9 protein-coding genes are annotated in these 18,544 nt (G+C 75.1%); 8 read left to right on the top strand and 1 reads right to left on the bottom strand.

The window, feature by feature from the left end; all coding sequences use genetic code 11:
- Positions 1–6: 6 nt before the first annotated feature.
- The 6 genes from J7W19_RS00470 to J7W19_RS00495 all read left to right on the top strand — a co-directional run bounded on the left by J7W19_RS00470 (position 7) and on the right by J7W19_RS00495 (position 13,738).
- Positions 7–759 carry a thioesterase II family protein gene (locus J7W19_RS00470; RefSeq protein WP_004942705.1) on the top strand — a complete coding sequence of 251 codons (753 nt, stop codon included), beginning with the start codon at positions 7–9 and terminating at the stop codon, positions 757–759.
- Positions 756–2,039: an MFS transporter gene (locus J7W19_RS00475; protein WP_004942706.1), complete on the top strand. Its 1,284-nt coding sequence runs from the start codon at positions 756–758 to the stop codon at positions 2,037–2,039. Before J7W19_RS00470 ends, J7W19_RS00475 begins: the two co-directional genes overlap by 4 nt.
- A 7-nt stretch (positions 2,040–2,046) precedes the next feature.
- A complete protein-coding gene (locus J7W19_RS00480) occupies positions 2,047–2,865 on the top strand; it encodes an alpha/beta hydrolase family protein (RefSeq protein WP_004942709.1) in 819 nt (272 codons plus the stop codon).
- Positions 2,862–4,598, top strand: coding sequence for a non-ribosomal peptide synthetase (locus J7W19_RS00485; protein WP_004942712.1), 1,737 nt, complete (start codon positions 2,862–2,864; stop codon positions 4,596–4,598). The genes J7W19_RS00480 and J7W19_RS00485 overlap by 4 nt, the downstream gene beginning before the upstream one ends.
- A complete protein-coding gene (locus tag J7W19_RS00490; protein WP_004942716.1) occupies positions 4,595–5,581 on the top strand; it encodes a TauD/TfdA family dioxygenase in 987 nt (328 codons plus the stop codon). The genes J7W19_RS00485 and J7W19_RS00490 overlap by 4 nt, the downstream gene beginning before the upstream one ends.
- 183 nt (positions 5,582–5,764) lie before the next feature.
- Entirely contained in the window at positions 5,765–13,738 is a 7,974-nt protein-coding gene (locus J7W19_RS00495; protein WP_040889117.1) for a type I polyketide synthase, read from the top strand.
- Between the two features lie 91 nt (positions 13,739–13,829).
- On the opposite strand, the gene J7W19_RS00500 is transcribed toward J7W19_RS00495, so the two are convergent.
- Positions 13,830–14,483: a helix-turn-helix domain-containing protein gene (locus tag J7W19_RS00500; protein ID WP_004942727.1), complete on the bottom strand. Its 654-nt coding sequence runs from the start codon at positions 14,481–14,483 to the stop codon at positions 13,830–13,832.
- 145 nt (positions 14,484–14,628) lie between these two features.
- On the opposite strand from J7W19_RS00500, the gene J7W19_RS00505 reads away from it, so the two are divergent.
- On the top strand, positions 14,629–15,645 hold the full coding sequence (locus J7W19_RS00505; RefSeq protein ID WP_004942730.1) for an alpha/beta fold hydrolase: 1,017 nt from the start codon (positions 14,629–14,631) through the stop codon (positions 15,643–15,645).
- Between the two features lie 492 nt (positions 15,646–16,137).
- The gene (locus J7W19_RS00510) at positions 16,138–18,537 is read left to right on the top strand and encodes a phosphoketolase family protein (protein ID WP_004942733.1); all 2,400 of its coding nucleotides are present in this window, start codon (positions 16,138–16,140) and stop codon (positions 18,535–18,537) included.
- Positions 18,538–18,544: the final 7 nt, after the last annotated feature.

Below are 18,544 nucleotides of genomic sequence, written 5' to 3' on the forward strand. Positions count from 1 at the left end.
GGCACCATGGATTTCCCCCTCACCCGCGTCAACCCCTGGTTCAGCGGCGGCTGCGACGGCCGCCCCCGGGTGCGGCTGTGCGCGCTGCCGTACGCGGGCGGCACCGCCGCCGTCTTCAAGGACTGGCCCGCCGCGCTGCCCCCCGGAGTGGAGCTGCTCACCGCGCACCTGCCGGGACGCGGCGACCGGTTCACCGAACCGCCCCCGGCCACCCTGGAGGAGACCGCCGAGCGGCTGTGCGAGGCGCTGCCGCCGAGTGACCTGCCCACGGTCGTCCTCGGCCACAGCATGGGCGCCCTGCTGGGGTACGAAGTGGCGGCGCGGCTCGCGGCGCGGGGCCGCGCCCCCAACCTGCTGATCGCCGCGGCCTGCCGTCCCCCGCACGTTCCGCCGGACGCCTCCGGTCCGGTGACCGAGGCCGAGCTGGCGGCCACCCTGCGGGCCGAACGCCCATGGGACACGGCCCTGAGGGACGAGGAACTGATGGAAGCGGTGCTGCCCGCCCTGGTCGCCGACATCACGGCCGGCGACCGCTACCACCGCCCGCGGCCCCGCCCGCTCGACCTCCCGCTGAAGGTCTACATCGGCGCCGACGACGACGGCACCGACTGGCGCACCACCCTGGGCTGGCGCGCGTGCACCGCCCGGGACTGCGAGGTCGTCGTCCTGCCCGGCGGCCACTACTTCCTGGAGACCGACCGCGCGGCCGTCCTCACCCGCGTCGCCACGGACCTCGCCGAAGCCGAGGCAGGGGCATGACCGCGCGCGTCGACGCCACACCCACCTACCTGGCGGTGCTGGCGGTGCGCGAGGCCCGCGCCCCGCTCCTCGGCAGCTGCCTGGCCCGCATGTCCTTCGCGGTGCTGCCGCTCGCCCTGCTGCTGTCGGTCCGGGACGCGACGGGGTCGTTCGCCGTCGCCGGACTGACCTCCGGCGCGCTGTCGGCCACGCTCACGCTGTTCGCGCCCGCCCGCGCCCGGCTGATCGACCGCCGGGGCTCACGGTCCGGACTGGTCCGGCTGACCGTCCCGTACCTGCTGGGGCTCGCCGTGCTGATCACATTGGCCGAGGCGGAAGCGCCCACCGCGGCGCTGCTCGTCGCCGCCGCGGTCGCGGGCGTGTTCGCGCCGCCGCTCGGTCCGACCATGCGCGTGCTGTGGGCGAGGATCCTGCACGGCCGTCAGCCCCTGCTGCACACCGCCTACGCCCTCGACTCCGTCACCGAGGAGGTGGTCTTCACCGTGGGGCCGCTGCTGGCGGGCGGCCTGATCGCGGTCGCGGCACCGCTCGCGTCGATGATCACGGTCATGGTGCTGATCGCGGCCGGTACCGCCTGCTTCGTGCTGTCCGCCGCGACCGCCGCCGCCCCCGCGTCGGGCGAAGCCGACGAGGACCGGCCGCACGGCCGGCCCATGGCTCTGCCCGGGATGCGCACGATCGTGCTGTCCTTCGGCGGCGTCGGCCTGGTCGTCGGGGTGCTCCAGGTCGTCCTGCCGTTCATCGCCGACCACGCGGGCTCGCCCGGCGCGGGCGGCATCCTGCTGTCCATGCTGTCGGCGGGCAGCGCGGTCGGCGGCCTCGCCTACGGGCGGATCGCCTGGCGCTCGACGCCCGTGCGGCGGTTCGTGGTGCTCGTCACCGGGTTCACGCTGGCGGTGCTGCCGCTGTGCCTGACCGCGAGCCCGGTGCCGGCCGGGGCCTTCGCCCTCCTCGTGGGACTCTGCCTCGCCCCGCTGTTCACCACCGCCTACCTGCTGGTCAACGACCTGGTGACGGCGTCGGGGACCGCACCCACCGAGGCCAACACCTGGGTCTCCACGGCCAATAACGGAGGGTTCGCCGCGGGCAGCGCCGCCGCCGGTGTGCTGCTCGACTCCCGGGGCCCCACCGTCACCGTCACCGCCGCGTTCGCGGTCGCCGCCGCGACCGCCGTCATGACCGTTCTGCGCCGCCGGACCCTGCTCCTCGGCGCCGGACACCCCGAACCGGCCGCCGCCACACCCGCCGACCGCACCGCACCCGCCGAAGCCGAGGAGTGAACCGATCGTGTCCAAGAACGCGGCGCACTGGTCGCGCATCCGCACAGGGGACGCCCCCGGCGTCGTACTCGCCGTGGACTTCTACGGAACGGGCCGCCAGGAAGCCACCTTCCGCCACCTGTGCGACCTGCTCACGGATCCGGTCGAGGTCTGGCACGCGGTCCCGCCCGCCCCGGACGGCGACTGGTCCACGGCCACCGGCGCCGGTCACCTGCGCTGGTGGACCGAGGGGCTCGACACGGTCCTCGCGGGACGGCCGGTGCGGGCCCTCGTCGGCTACTGCGCGGGCGGCGTCTTCGCCTCGGCCCTCGCCGACGCCCTCGTCGAACGGGAGGGCCACCGGCCGCGGGTCGTGCTGTTCAACCCCGGCGCGCCCGGCGTCGCCACGCTCACCCGCGACTTCCGCGGTCTGATCGCCGGCATGGACCTCCTCACGGACGGGGAACGCGCCGCTCTGCTGGCCGAGACGACCGCGATCCGGCGGGCACACGCCCCCGACGCGCTGGTACCGGTCGCCGAACGCTACGCCGCCCTGTACCGCGAGGGCTGCGACCTCCTGTGCGAGCGGCTCGGCGTGGACGCCTCCTTCGGCGCCGAACTGGCCGCCGTCCTCCACTCCTACCTGGCCTACCTCACGGCGGCGCTCGACGTGCCCCCCACCCCGCTGTGGCGCGGCGCCGTCTCGCTCACCTCCCGCGAGCACCAGGGCACCGACTTCACCGACGTCGAGCACGGCTTCGACGTCGCCCGTGCCGAACTGCTGAGCTCCCCCCAGGTCGTCGCGGCGCTGACCGCGCTCCTCCGCGAACACGAGGCGAGCCGATGACCCTCACCCTGCGGGACGCCTTCCTCGACCAGGCCGCCCGGACCCCCGACGCCCACGCCCTCGTACACGGCGACACTGTATGGACGTACCGCGAACTGGAACTGCGGGCCGGCCGCATGGCCCGGACGCTGGCCGCACGCGGCGCGGGCCCCGGCACGCTGGTGGCGGTACGCCTGCCGCGCGGTCCCGAACCGGTCGCCGCGCTCCTCGCGGTCGTGCTGACGGGAGCGGGCTACGTGCCGCTCGCCGACGACGACCCGCCGGACCGGTGCCGGCACATCCTCGACGACTGCGCCGCCGCGCTGCTGCTGGCCGAGCACCCCTCGCGGGACGGACGCACCCTCACCCCGGACGAGGCGCTGGCACCCGCCCGCCCGTTCGACGCGGCCCCGGTGCGGGCCGGCGACCCGGCGTACGTGATCTACACCTCCGGCTCCAGTGGCCGTCCGAAGGGCGTGCTGGTCGAACAGGGCGCGCTCGGCGCCTACCTGGCACAGGCCCGCGCGCGCTACGACGGGCTGTCCGGACGGACGGTGCTGCACTCCTCGCTGTCCTTCGACATGGCCGTGACCAGTCTGTGGGGCCCGCTCGTCAGCGGCGGCGCGATCCACGTGCTCGACCTGAAGGCGATCGCCTCCGGCACCCAGCCGCCGCCCGCCGCCTCGGCACGTCCGTCCTTCCTCAAGGTCACTCCGTCCCACCTGCCGCTGCTGGGCCTGCTGCCGGACTCCTGCCTGCCCACCGGGCAACTCGTGATCGGCGGCGAGGCGCTGACCGGCTCCGCGCTCGGACCCTGGCGCGCCGCGCACCCCGACGTCACGGTCGTCAACGAGTACGGGCCCACCGAGGCGACCGTCGGCTGCTGCGCGTACACCGTCCGCCCCGGTGACGCCGTGGACCCGGGTGCCGTCCCCATCGGACGGCCGTTCGCGGGCACCCGCCTGTACGTGCTCGACGCGGACGGCGAGCCGGTCGCCGTGGGCGGTGTGGGTGAACTGCACATCGCGGGCGACCAGTTGGCGCGCGGATACCTGGGGCGCCCGCGGCTGACCGAGGAACGCTTCGTCCCGGACCCGTTCGCCGCCGACGGCTCCCGGATGTACCGCACCGGCGACCTGGTGCGCGAACGCCCGGACGGCGACCTGGAGTACCTCGGGCGCGCGGACGGGCAGGTGAAGGTCTCCGGGTACCGGATCGAGCCCGGCGAGATCGAGGCCGTGCTCCGCGGCCACGCGGGGGTGAGGGACTGCGCGGTCGTCGCCGTCGGCGAGGCGGACGCCCGCCGGCTCGTCGCCTACGTGGTACCGGACCCGGACTCCCCGCCCGGCACCGCCGCGCCGGCGCGGCACGCGGCCGAGGCGCTGCCGCCGTACATGGTGCCGGCGACGTTCGTCACCGTGCCCGAACTGCCGCTCACCCCCAACGGGAAGCTCGACCGGGACGCGCTGCCCGGCCCCCCTGCCGGCGACGCCGGGCCGGGCGACCGCACCCCGGCCGAGACCCTGCTGTGCGAGCTGCTGGCACGGGCCCTGGGCATCCCGGAGATCGACGCCGACGCCGACTTCCTGACGTCCGGCGGCACCAGCATCACCGCGCTGAAGCTGGTCGCCGGCGCCCGCCGGGTCGGCATCCGCCTCGAACTCACCACCGTCCTGCGCGAACGCACGGTGCGCCGCATCCTGGCGGCCCAGCCCGACGCCGCCTCGCCCCTCGTCGAAGGAGTGCCCGAGTGACCGGTTCCGTAACGCTCACCCCCCTCGGCGGGATCATCCCCAGGCCCCGCGGCGAGGGGCTCACCACCGGCGCCGAGTACGACCTGGGGCCGCTCGGCGACGCGGGCCCCGACTGGGTGCGGGCCCACGGCCCGCGACTGCGCGAGCGCCTCGCCACCGACGGGCTGATCCTGCTGCACGGTCTGCCCACCGACGGAGACGGCGTCGACGGCTTCCACGACGTCGTCGGCTCCGTCGGCGGCGACCCGCTGCCCTACACCGAGCGCTCCACCCCGCGCAGCGTGGTCAAGGGCAACATCTACACCTCGACCGAGTACCCGGCCGACCAGCCCATCCCGATGCACAACGAGAACTCCTACGCCGCCCATTGGCCGTCCACGCTCTACTTCTTCTGCCACACCGCGCCGGACACCGGCGGGGCCACGCCGATCGCCGACGGCCGCGCCGTCCTCGACCTCATCCCGGCCGAGGTCAGGCGGCGGTTCTCCCAAGGGGTCGTCTACACCCGTACGTTCCGCGCCGACATGGGACTGAGCTGGCAGGAAGCGTTCCAGACCGAGGACCGCGGCGACGTCGAACGCCATTGCCGCGCCCACGGCCAGGAGTTCTCCTGGGACGGCGACGTCCTGCGCACCCGCCACCACCGCCCGGCGACCGCCGTCGACCCCGGCACCGGAGCCGAGGTGTGGTTCAACCAGGCGCACCTGTTCCACCCGTCCAGCCTGGATCCCGACCTGCGCCAGGTGCTCCTGGAGACGTACGGCGAGAACGGCCTGCCCCGCGACGCCCTGTTCGCCGACGGCACCCCGATCCCCGACGCCGACCTGGCAACGGTCCGCGCGGCCTACACCCGCGCCGCGCTCGCGCTGCCGTGGCGAGAGGGCGACATCATGCTGGTCGACAACCTGAGGATGGCCCACGGCCGCGAGCCCTTCACCGGCGAGCGCCGCGTACTCGTCGCGATGACCTCGGCGGACTCATGAGCCGTGCCGACGCATCGGCACGCCGTCCTCCCGTCGGGGCGCTACCATCGCCGCTGTCTCGGCCATCGCCCCACCCGGGCGGAGGCAACCGGCCGTGCACATCCCCGCCGTGGTCGCCACGGCACGCGCGATCACCCGCGCCATGACCGCCCAGCCCGTTGTCACATCTGCGGAGGCGCCGCGATGACAGAGGTCCGAGGTGAACTGATCCGGGCGCTGCCGGGTGTGCTGGAGGCGCGTGCGGCGCGGGCGGGGCACACGACCGCCTTCCTCGACGCACGACGGTGTGTCACGTACCGGGAGTTGGAGGCGCGGACCCGCCGGCTGGCGGGTCACCTGGTGCGGTTGGGGGTGCGCAGGGGCGACCGGGTGGCGCTCGTCATGGGCAACCGGGTGGAGATGGCGGAGGGTTCCCTCGCGGTGCTGCGGGCGGGAGCGGTAGGGGTGCCGCTCGATTCCGGGGCCACGGACGCGGAGCTCGCGTACTTCCTCGACGACTGTGGAGCGGTGGCGGTGGTCACCGAGGAGACGCTGCTGCCGCGGGTCTCGCGATCGGCGGGCGTACGGATCCTGGTGGGGGGTTCGGACGCCGTCCCGGAGGGAGCGGCTGCCGGCACCCACTCCTTCGAGCGGCTCGCGGCGTCGGATCCGGGGTGCGCGCCACGGGACGACCTCGGCCTCGACGAGCCGGCCTGGATCCTCTACACGTCGGGGACCACGGGCCGGAGCAAGGGCGTGGTCTGCGGCCAGCGCGCCGCGCTGTGGTCCGTGGCGGCGGCGTACGTGCCGTCGTGGGGTCTGGGGCCGCAGGACCGGCTGTTGTGGCCGCTGCCCATGTTCCACGCCTACGCGCACTCGCTGTGCCTGCTCGGGGTGGTGGCCGTGGGCGCGAGCGCGTACCTCCTCGACCGGGGCGCGAGCGTCGTCCGGGCGCTTGAGGAACAGCGGTGCAGCGTCGTGGCCGGTGTACCCGCCACCTACCGCCTGCTCACGAGCGCCTTCCGCGACGCCCCCCGGCCACCGGCCGGCCTGCGACTGTGCGTCACCGGGGGCGCGCCGTGCCCGCCGGGGCTGCGGGCGGACGTCGAGGAGCTGCTGGGCGTCCCGCTGCTCGACGGTTACGGCAGTACCGAGACCTGCGGCAAGATCACGGTTGAGCGGCTCGGCGGCTCCGGGGAGGGCGGCTTGCCGGTGCCCGGCGTCGAGGTGCGGCTGACCGACCCCACCGGGGACGGCGATGTCGCCGGCGGGGAGGAAGGGGAGATCCGGGTCCGCGGCCCGAACCTGATGCTCGGGTACCACGACCGCCCCGACGAGACGGCGCGCGCGGTGCGGGACGGCTGGTACCGCACCGGAGACCTCGGCCGTCGCGAACGGCACGGCGGTCTGCGCGTCACCGGCCGCGTCAAGGAACTGATCATCCGCGGTGGCGAGAACGTCAATCCGGTCGAGGTCGAGCACGTGCTCCTCGGCTGCCCCGGCGTCGTGGACGCGGCCGTCGTCGGCAGGCCGCACGACACGCTGGGCGAGGTGCCGGTCGCCTTCGTCGTCGCCGATCCGCGGCGCGGCGTCGACCCGGACCGGGTACGCGCCCTGTGCCGGGAGCGGCTGTCGGACTTCAAGGTGCCCGACGAGGTGTACGAGACCGACGCCGTGCCCCGCACTCCGTCCGGCAAGACCGACCGCCCCGCCCTGGCCCGGCAGTTGGCGGAGGGCCCGGGCCCGGCGCGCGAGGCGACGGCGTCCGCCCTCCGCCGGCGCCTGTCGGCGCTGTCCCCGTCCGGGCGGTACGACGCCGTGCTGCGTCTCGTCCTGGCCACGGTGGCACACGCGAGCGGCGCGCCGGAACGGGAGCCGGAGCCGGGCCGGTCCTTCACCTCCTTCGGGATCACGTCCCTCGGAGGCGTACTGCTGCGCGACCGGCTGGGCACGGCCACCGGCCTGGAGCTGCCCGCGACCTTGGTGTTCGACCACCCGACGCCCGCCGCGGTGGCGGCGTTCCTGGAGACCGCGCTGCTCGGCGGCCCGGTCCCGGACGGCCAGGGGACGCGGGCGTCCTCGGCGGAGCCCGTCGCCATCGTCGCGATGGCCTGCCGGTATCCGGGCGGCGTGACCTCGCCCGAGGACTTGTGGCGACTGGTCGCCGACGGGGTCGACGCGACCTCGGACCTCCCGGCCGACCGTGGCTGGGACCCCTCCGCTCTCCACGACCGGGACCCCGACCGGCTCGGCACCTCCGTCACCCGCCGCGGCGGATTCCTGCGCGGGGCGGCCGACTTCGACGCGGCCTTCTTCGGGATGTCCCCACGGGAGGCGCTGGCCACCGATCCGCAGCAGCGGCTGCTGCTGGAGACCACCTGGGAGGTGTGCGAGCGGGCCGGCATCGACCCGACGTCCCTGCGCGGCACCGACACGGGCGTGTTCGTCGGCGTGATGCACGACGACTACGCCGGCCGCTTCCTGCACCGCGGCCCGCACGAGCTGGAGGCGCACCTCGCGCTGGGCTCGGCGGGCAGCGTGGCCTCGGGTCGTGTCGCCTACGTCATGGACCTGCGCGGGCCGGCCGTGACCGTGGACACGGCCTGTTCGTCGTCGCTGGTGGCGATGGACTCGGCGGCACGGGCGCTGCGCTCGGGCGAGTGCTCGCTGGCCGTGGCGGGAGGCGTGACCGTGATGGCGACTCCGGCGTCGTTCGTCGCGTTCAGCAGGTTGCGCGGCCTGGCGCCGGACGGCCGGTGCAAACCGTTCTCGGCCGCGGCCGACGGCACCGCCTGGGCCGAGGGGGTGGGCGTGGTCCTGCTGGAGCGGCTGTCCGACGCCCGGCGCAACGGGCATCCGGTGCTGGCCGTGCTCCGCGGGTCGGCGGTCGCGTCCGACGGCGCGTCCAACGGCCTGACCGCGCCGAGCGGCCCGGCCCAGCAGGAGGTGATCCGCCGGGCCCTGGCCGCCGCCGGGCTGTCCCCGGCGGACGTCGACACGGTCGAGACGCACGGCACGGGTACCGCGCTCGGCGACCCGGTGGAGGCGCGGGCGTTGCAGGCCGCGTACGGGAAGGAGCGGCCCGGCGGCCGGCCGCTGTGGCTCGGGGCGCTCAAGTCCAACATCGGGCACACGCAGGCCGCGGCCGGTGTGGGAGGGGTCATCAAGACCGTCATGGCCATGCGCCACGGGCGACTGCCGCGCCTGCTGCACTGCGAGGAGCCGTCACCGCACGTGGACTGGGCGTCGGGCACCGTACGGATTCCGACGCGCGAGGAGGAGTGGCACCCGGCGCCCGGCGGCCCGCGCCGGGCAGGGGTGTCCGCGTTCGGCATCGGCGGGACGAACGCCCACGTCATCCTGGAGGAGGCCGAGGAGGAGAGCACCGAGAAGGCTTCCCCGGAACGGTCCCGGAGTACGGTGCCCCCTCTGCTGCTGTCGGCCGCCGATCCGCGAGCCCTGCGCGCGCAGGCCGGGCGGGTGGCCTCCCTGCTGCAGGAGCGGCCCGGGCTGTCCGCGCTGGATGTCGCGTTCTCCCTGGCCACCACCCGAGCGGCGCTCACGCACCGCGCGGCTGTGCCCGTAGGGGACCGCGAGACGCTGCTGACCGCCCTGGACAGGTGGGCGGCGACCGGGGCCGGACCGGGCAGCGCCGGGACGGGGCGGGGCGCGCCCGCCCGGCGGTTGGCCCTGCTGTTCTCGGGGCAGGGCTCGCAGCGGCTCGGCATGGGCCGGCACCTGCACGCCGCGTACGGCGACTTCGCGACCGTCTTCGACGCCCTGTGCGAACGGTTCGACGGCACCGGTGTCCTGGAACGGCCCCTGCGGTCCGTGCTGTGGGCGGACGGGAACACCGGTGACGCCGCTCTGCTGGACCGGACCGACTTCGCGCAGGCCGGGCTGTTCGTCTTCGAAGTGGCGCTGTTCCGGCTGCTGGAGTCCTGGGGAGTGCGGCCGTACGCCGTCGCCGGCCATTCCGTGGGCGAGCCGGCGGCAGCTCATGTCGCGGGCGTCCTGTCGGAGTCGGACGCGGTGGAGCTGGTCGCGGCCCGGGGCCGGCTGATGCGTCACCTCCCCGGCAGTGGCGCCATGGTGGCCCTGGAGGCCACGGAGGACGAAGCGGCGGAAGAACTGGCGGGGTCGGCACGCGAGTTGGCGATCGCGGCGGTGAACGGTCCGCGGTCGGTGGTCGTCTCCGGGGAGGAGGACGCGGTGCGGGCCGTCGCGGCCCGGTTCGCCGGGCGCGGACGCCGCACCGCGCGGCTGCGGGCGAGCCACGCCTTCCACTCGCCGCTGGTGGAACCGATGCTCGCCGAGTTCGGCCGGATCGCGTCGGGGATGGCGTACGGGAGGCCGCGCATCCCGGTGATCTCGACCCTGACGGGGCGCCGGGCGGACGGGGACGATCTGCGCTCGGCGGCGTACTGGGTGCGCCAGGCCCGCGAGACCGTACGGTTCGGCGACGCGGTGCGGCACCTCGTGGGCGTCGAGCAGGTCACCGCCTGCGCCGAGGTGGGCCCCGACGCGCAGCTCACAGCGGCTGCCATGGGCGCCGCCGCCGGGAAGGGGCCGGTGTGCACGGCCACCGCACGGGCCGGGGTACCGGAGGCGGAGGCGGTACTGACCGCGCTCGGCGAACTGCACGCGCACGGCCTGCCGGTGGACTGGGCCCGGGTGTACGCGGGCAGCGGCGCCCGGCGGGTGGACCTGCCCACCTACCCCTTCCAGCGGCAGCGCTACTGGCTGGACGACACGGTCACCGCCTCCACCACCCCCGTGTCGGCCGGCGGCGGGCACCCTCTGCTGACCGGGGCGACCACCGTTCCCGGCACGGAACGCCTGCTGTGCACCGGCCACCTCTCCGTCGCGGCCCAGCCGTGGCTGCGCGACCACGTCGTCGCCGGGCGGGTGCTCGTACCCGCCGCCGCCTTCGCCGAGATGCTGGTCCACGCGGGCGACCTGTGCGGGCTGGACGTCGTCGAGGACTTCGTGCTGCCGACCCCGCTGCCCCTGGCCGGATCGGGGGAAGGGGTCCGGATACAGGTGGCGCTCGGCGAACCGGACGCCTCCGGCCGCCGTACCGCCGACGTCCGCTCCCGCCCGTGGGAGGCGGGCCCGCTCGGCGCCTGGACGCACCACGCGACCGGGCGGCTCGGCCCGGCCACCAGCCGGGGAGAGCACGATTCCGGTGCCTCCGTGTGGCCGGCCCCGGGTGCCGTGCCCGTGGACCTCACGGATGCGTATGACCGCCTGGCCGACGCCGGTTACGCGTACGGCCCCGCCTTCCGGGGTGTCTCGGCCGTCTGGCGGGGGCCGGACGGGGAGGTGTTCGCCGACGTCCGGCTGCCCGGGGCGACGCGCGCCGAGGCCGGCCGGTACGGCGTGCACCCCGCCCTTCTGGACGCCGCCCTGCACGCGTCGCTGCTCGCCGCGCCGCCCACCGGTCCCGCCTGGATGCCGTTCGCCTGGCGCGGCCTGAGGGTGTACGCGGTCGGTGCCACGGCACTGCGCGTCCGCACGCGCGCCACCGGCACCGGCACGGTCTCCGTGGAGCTCGCCGATCCGGCGGGGAGGCCGGTGGCCGAGGTGGAGTCCCTGACCACCCGGGCGGTGCCGGCGGCCACCGACGCCGCGGCCCGGGGACTGTACGGCCTGCGATGGACCGGCGTTCCGGCCGGCGGCGACGGGCCGCCCCTGTCCGTGGCGGACCCCGACGACCTCGGCCTGCGCTCCGCGCTCCCCGCACCGCCGGCCGGACGGCGCGACGTCCCCGAGGCGGTGACGGTCTCCCTGTCCTCCCGCTCCACGGACCCGGACCCGGTCGCGGACGCCCATGCCCTGACGGCACGCGCCCTGGCCGTGCTCCGAGCCCGCCTGTCCGCCCCGGCCGCGCCCGGATCGCGCCTCGTCGTGGTGACCCGTGGCGCCACCTCCGCGACGCCGGACCTGCCGGCCGCGGCGGTATGGGGCCTGGCGCGTTCCGCGCAGGCGGAGTATCCCGGGCGCCTCACGGTCGTGGACACCGACGGCCGGCCCGAGTCGCTGCGCCTCCTGCCCGCCGCCGTCGCCACCGGCGAACCCCAACTCTCCCTGGTGGAAGGAGCGGTGCTCGTCCCCCGGCTCGTCGGCTCGGAGTCCCGGCCGGGCGGTTTTCCGGCAGAGGGCACAGTCCTGATGACAGGAGGCACCGGAGCCCTCGGCGGCCTGCTGGCCCGGCACCTCGTCGCCCGGCACCACGTCCGCCGCCTCGTCCTCGTCAGCCGTCAGGGCACGCGGTCGCGGGCCGCGCGGCGGCTGCGGGCGGAGCTGGCGGAGTCCGGCGCCCGCGTGGACGTGATCGCGTGCGATGCCGCCGACCGCCCCCGGCTGGCCGGCGTCGTGCGGACGTACGCGCACGAGCTGAGCGCCGTCGTGCACGCGGCCGGGGTCCTGGACGACGGCGTGCTGGAGTCCCTGACGCCCGGGCGGCTCGCGGCGGTGCTGCGGCCGAAGGCCGACGCCGCCTGGAACCTCCACGAGCTGACGAAGGTCCTGCCCCTGTCGCACTTCGTCCTCTTCTCCTCGGCGGCCGGCCTGCTGGGCACCGCCGGCCAGGCCAACTACGCCGCCGCGAACGCCTTCCTGGACGCCCTCGCACACCACCGCGCCGCCCTCGGCCTGCCCGCGCTCTCCCTCGCCTGGGGCCCGTGGGCGGGCGGGGAGGGGATGGCGGCACGCACCCCGGACCGCGGCCAGGGCCTGGGCGGCGTGCTGCGGGCCGTCTCCCCCGCACAGGGCCTGGCGATGTTCGACGCCGCGCTGGGCAGCGGTGAACCGGTGCTCGCCCCGCTGCTGCTGGACCGTTCCCAGCGGGCGGAGACCGCCGGGCGCCCGGTGCCGCCGCCGCTGCGCGGGCTGTTGCGCGCGGCCCGTCCGGCGGCCGGGGCGGGCGACGCACCCGGAGGCGACGCACCCGGAAGCGCGGCCGGAGCCTGGCGCGAACGGCTCGCCGCGCTGCCCGTACCCGACCGGGCGCCGGCCCTGCTGGAGCTCGTCCGCGAGGAAGCCGCCACGGTGCTCGGCCATGCCGGGGCGGACGCCGTGGCCCCCGAACACCCCTTCACCGAGCTGGGATTCGACTCTCTGACGGGAGTGCACCTGCGCAACCGTCTGAGTACGCTCACCGGTCTGCCGTTGCCCGCCACGGTCGTGTTCGAGCGGCCCAGCGCCGCGGAGCTGGCCGGCCATCTCCACCAGGAGTTGAGCGCTCTGCTCGACGACGCCGCCACGACCGGACCGGCCGCACCAGGGACAACGCCGCGACCGCCGCAGACCCTCGCCTCCCTCTACCGGCGCGTGTGCGAGACGGGCGACGTCGTCTCGGCGATGCACATGCTGGTGACCGCCTCACTCGCCGTGCCCGCCTTCGAACGCGCCGACAGCGCCCCGCACGAGCTCGCACCCCTGAAGCTCGCCGCAGGCACCGCCGGTCCCGCGCTCGTGTGCTTCCCCGGCTTCTCCCCCGCCCTCGGCCGCCCCTGGCACGCCGCGCTGGCCGCCTCCTTCGACGGCGAGCGGGACGTTCTCGAGATCCGGCACCCGGGCGTCGTCCACGGCCGGGCCGTTCCGCGCGACTGGGAGACCCTCGTCGACCTGCACGCCGGCACCGTGCGCAAGCACCTCGGCGACCGCCCGTACGCCGTCCTCGGCTCCTCGATGGGCGGCTGCCCGGCGCACTCGGTGGCCGCGCGCCTCGCGGCGACCGGCACACCGCCGGTCGGCCTCGTTCTCCTCGACAGCCACCACGTCACCCCCGACCTCGAACACGAGCCGTGGCTGCTCGCCCTGCCCGCCCGCCTCCCGCTGCGGATGGGCGAACGCTTCGACACGGCCGTGGACGACATGTCCATGGCCGCCCTCGGCGCCTACACCCGCATCGCCCGCGGTTGGCGGCCGGAACCCATGGACGTCCCCACCCTCCTGCTCCGCGCCGGCGATCCGCTGCCGAAGCCGTCGATCGACGGCGGGCTCCACCCGGCGACCAGGGAGCCGCGAACCTCGTGGCCGGTGCCGCACACCACCGTGCACGTCCCCGGTGACCACTGGAGCATGACCGAGGAGCACGCCGACACGACCGCGCAGGCGATCAGGGCATGGCTCGGCACGCCGCTCACGACCGCTCCCGACAACCGGGTCTGACCGAACGCCCCTTTCAACAGGCGTGCCCCGCACGGCGCATCCGTGTGGCGGTGCAGCGCGTCGCCGAGCGACCCGGGTGTCCCACCGGCAACTACCGCGCGAATACGCCTTGCTGGTGACTTGATACCGAATGCGCGCCGGTTCCGCGGCCGGCGGCCGGAGGGGTGCGCGGCCGTAGACGTTCTCCTTGGGGCCCGAACAGGATCAGGTACTCGACCGGTCCGGCGGACCCCGCGTTCGCGACGCCGTGGGGGACGCGGGTGTCGAACTCGACGACGTCCCCGGCGGTCAGGACGAGGTCCTGGTCGCCGAGTGCGAGCCACAACCGCCCGTACAGCACGCACAACCACTCGTAGCCCTCGTGGGACACCTGCCGGGGCCGCCCGGGCGGCTTCGCGACCGCGGGCAGGACGTGCTTGTGGGCGTGCAGGCCGCCGACGTACGGGGTCAGCGGCAACACCGCCTTGTCGTCGCCGAAGCTGTGCGGCGCCGTGCCGCGGGGCTCGGCCGCGGGGGCGGGCGCGGTGCCGGCCAACTCGTCCAGGGCGACCGCGTACTCCTTCGCCAGCCGCAACACCACCTCCAGGGTGGGCTTGCGCCGGCCGGTCTCGATCCGCGACAGCGTGCTGGACGAGATGCCGGTCGCGCGGCCGACATCGGCCAGTGTGACGCCACGGCGCTCGCGCACGGCCCGCAGTCGCGGCCCCATCGCCGTCAGCCTCCGGGTCACGTCGTCATCCGCCACCGTGCCCGTTCCCTCCCGCCGTGCCGCTTCGCCGCCCTGTCTCGCACCCTTGCCAGTATGGCAACGCCGATCGCGCCGAGTGGCCGCGGCGTCGCATGATCGACGGGTTCCCGCCGGCCGCCCGCGAACCGAGGAGAAGTCCGCCATGCGATCCGACCCGTCCACCGCACTCCGCCACCGCACCGTCGAGGTCCCGGCCGGGCGCCTTCACCTGGTCGAGCAGGGCACCGGCCCGTTGGTCCTGCTCGTCCACGGCTTCCCCGAGTCCTGGTACTCCTGGCGCCGCCAACTCCCGGCCCTGGCCGCGGCCGGCTACCGGGCGGTGGCGATCGACGTGCGCGGCTACGGCCGCTCCTCCAAGCCCGCGCGGACCGACGCCTACCGGATGCTGGACCTGGTGGCGGACAACGTCGCCCTCGTGCACGCCCTCGGCGAGGAGAGCGCGGTGGTCGTCGGCCACGACTGGGGCTCCACCATCGCCGCCACCTCCGCCCTGCTCCACCCCGAGGTCTTCCGGGCCGTCGGCCTGCTGAGCGTCCCCTACGCGCCGCCCGGCGGCCCCCGCCCCACCGACGTCTTCGGCCGAATCGGCGGGCCCGGGCAGGAGTTCTACGTCTCGTACTTCCAGGAGCCCGGCCGCGCCGAGAGGGAGATCGAGCCCGACGTCCGCGGCTGGCTCGCGGGCTTCTACGCGGCCCTGTCCGCCGACACCATGCCCGCCGAGGACGAGCCCGACCCGCACTTCGTCGTCCGCGGCGGCCGGTTGCGCGACCGCTTCCCAGCCGGCCCGCTCCCGGCCTGGCTGGGCGAGGACGACCTCGACGTCTACGCCGGGGAGTTCGAGCGCACCGGCCTGACCGGCGCCCTCAACCGCTACCGCAACATGGACCGCGACTGGGAAGACCTCGCCCCGCACCGCGGAGCCCCGATCAGGCAGCCTGCCCTGTTCATCGGCGGCGCCCTGGACGCCTCCACCACCTGGATGTCCGACGCCATCGACGCCTACCCCACCACCCTCCCCCGCCTGTCCGCCTCCCACATCCTGGAAGGCTGCGGCCACTGGATCCAGCAGGAACGCCCCGACGAGGTCAACGACCTGCTGACCGACTGGCTCGCCACGGAGGCGGGCCCCTGTTCCGCGGGAGGCAGGCCCCATGCCTGACAAGCCCGCGATCGTCCCGACTGCCGACCGGCCCCCACCAGCTGCTCCGAGCGCGGACGTCGGCGAACCGGCCACGCCGCCGGCCCCGGACACACGGCGGTTGGGGCCCAGGCGCCGCAGGGCCGCTCCGGATGCCGCCGGCGTCCGGCCGGTGACCTGTCACGGTCCGCCCGCCGCGGGCGCCGTCATCGCGGCGCCGCCGCCGGGTGCGCGGGCGGACACGGCGAAGGCCCGGGTGTCGGCTGCCGCGGTCCGCGGCCGGGACCTTCGGCCCTTCTGATGTGCGCCCGGTAGGCCCTCCGCGGACCCCGCGGCGCGCGTCAGCCTGTAGCTGGGAACCGGGAAACGAGACGGCGGGCGAACGGGCGGCGGGCAGCCGCACCGGCTCCCCCTGCCGCACCGCCCGGGTCTCCGGCCTGGCCGTCCGCCCGCCCCGGCCCCCTGGCCGGGGACCGGACCGCCGGGGCCGATCCCGACGACAAGGAGACGTTCATGCAGGACGCTACGGAGACGACAGGGACGGTCGGCGGCGTGTCCGGCCTCACCGACGACGAACTGCGGGAGCTGGACGCGCACTGGCGGGCCGCGAACTATCTGGCCGCCGGGCAGATCTATCTGATGGGCAACCCGCTGCTCACCGAGCCCCTGCGGCCGGAGCACGTCAAACCCCGGCTGCTCGGGCACTGGGGCACTTCGCCCGGTCTGAACCTCGTGTACACCCACCTCAACCGGGTGATCAAGAAGCGGGGGACGGAAGCGCTCTGCGTCTGGGGACCCGGGCACGGCGGACCGGCTGTGCTGGCCGGCTCCTGGCTGGAAGGTTCCTACTCCGAGACCTACGCCGACGTCGGCCGCGACGCGGCGGGCATGGAGCGGCTGTTCCGGCAGTTCTCCTTCCCCGGCGGCGTGCCCAGCCACGTCGCGCCGGAGACGCCGGGATCGATCCACGAGGGCGGGGAGCTCGGCTACGCGCTCTCCCACGCCTACGGCGCCGCGCTGGACAACCCGCACCTCGTGGTCGCCTGCGTGATCGGGGACGGCGAGGCGGAGACGGGGCCGTCGGCCGCCTCCTGGCACTCCAACAAGTTCCTCGATCCCGTACGCGACGGTGCCGTGCTGCCGATCCTCCATCTCAACGGGTACAAGATCGCCAACCCGGCGGTCCTGGCCCGCCTGCCCGAGGCGGAGCTCGACGAACTGCTGCGCGGCTACGGTCACGAACCCCTGCACGTGACCGGCGACGACCCCCTCACCGTGCACCGGGCCATGGCCGCCGCCATGGACACCGCCCTCGACCGGATAGCCCTGCTCCAGCGCACCGCGCGGGAGGAGGGCATGGCCGAACGGGCCCGCTGGCCGGTGATCGTGCTGCGGACGCCCAAGGGCTGGACCGGACCGGCGGAGGTGGACGGCCTCCCGGTGGAGGGCACGTGGCGTGCCCATCAAGTACCGCTCTCCGAGGTCCGCGACAATCCCGAGCACCTGCGGCAGTTGGAGGCGTGGCTGCGGTCGTACCGGCCGGAGGAGCTGTTCGACGAGCAGGGGCGTCCCCGCCCGGACGTGCTGGCCTGCGTGCCCGAGGGATCCCGCAGGCTCGGGGCGACCCCGCACGCCAACGGCGGCCTGCTGCTGCGCGAGTTGCCCCTTCCCCCGCTCGAACGCTTCGCGGTGCCGGTCGAGAAACCGGGCGGCACCCTGCACGAGCCCACCCGCGTCCTCGGCGACCTGCTGGAGGAGGTGATGGCGGCCACCTCCGACCGTCGCGACTTCCGTCTCGTGGGCCCTGACGAGACCGCTTCCAACCGGCTGCAGGCGGTCTACGGTGCGACGGGCAAGGCGTGGCAGGCGGGCACTTTGCCCACTGATGAGCATCTGGACCGGCACGGGCGGGTGATGGAGATCCTGTCCGAGCACACCTGCCAGGGGTGGCTGGAGGGGTACCTGCTCACCGGGCGGCACGGGCTGTTCTCCTGCTACGAGGCGTTCGTGCACATCGTCGACTCGATGGTCAACCAGCACATCAAGTGGCTGCGCGTCTCCCGGCGGCTGCCCTGGCGGCGGCCCATCGCCTCCCTGAACTACCTGCTCACCTCGCACGTGTGGCGCCAGGACCACAACGGCTTCTCCCACCAGGACCCCGGGTTCGTCGACCACGTCCTGAACAAGAGCCCCGAAGTCGTGCGGGTGTATCTGCCGCCGGACGCCAACACCCTGCTGTCCGTCGCCGACCACGCCCTGCGCAGCCGCGACTACGTCAACGTCATCGTCGCCGGCAAACAGCCCTGCTACGACTGGCTCACCCTGGAACAGGCCCGCGCCCACTGCGCCCGCGGCGCCGGCGTCTGGGAATGGGCCGGCACGGAGGACGGGCGGCGGGAACCCGACGTCGTCCTCGCCTGCGCCGGGGACGTACCCACCCAGGAGGTCCTCGCGGCGGCGAGCCTCCTCCGCCACCACTTGCCCGACCTCGCCGTCCGCGTCGTCAACGTCGTGGACCTGGCCCGGCTGCTGCCGGCCGAGGAACACCCGCACGGCATGACCGACGCCGAGTACGACGCGCTGTTCACCCCGGACAAACCGGTGATCTTCGCGTACCACGGCTACCCGTGGCTCATCCACCGCCTCACCTACCGGCGGACCGGCCACCACGACCTGCACGTCCGCGGCTACAAGGAGATCGGCACCACGACCACGCCGTTCGACATGCTCGTCCGCAACGACCTCGACCGCTACCGCCTCGTCATGGACGTCATCGACCGCGTCCCCGGCCTCGCCGCCCGCGCCGCCGCCGTGCGGCAGGCGATGGACGACGTCCGGACCCGCCACCACGCCTGGATCCGCGAGCACGGCACGGACCTGCCGGAGGTCGCGGAGTGGGGGTGGTCCGGCTGACGGACGG

Source organism: Streptomyces mobaraensis NBRC 13819 = DSM 40847 (assembly GCF_017916255.1).
Classification (GTDB): domain Bacteria; phylum Actinomycetota; class Actinomycetes; order Streptomycetales; family Streptomycetaceae; genus Streptomyces; species Streptomyces mobaraensis.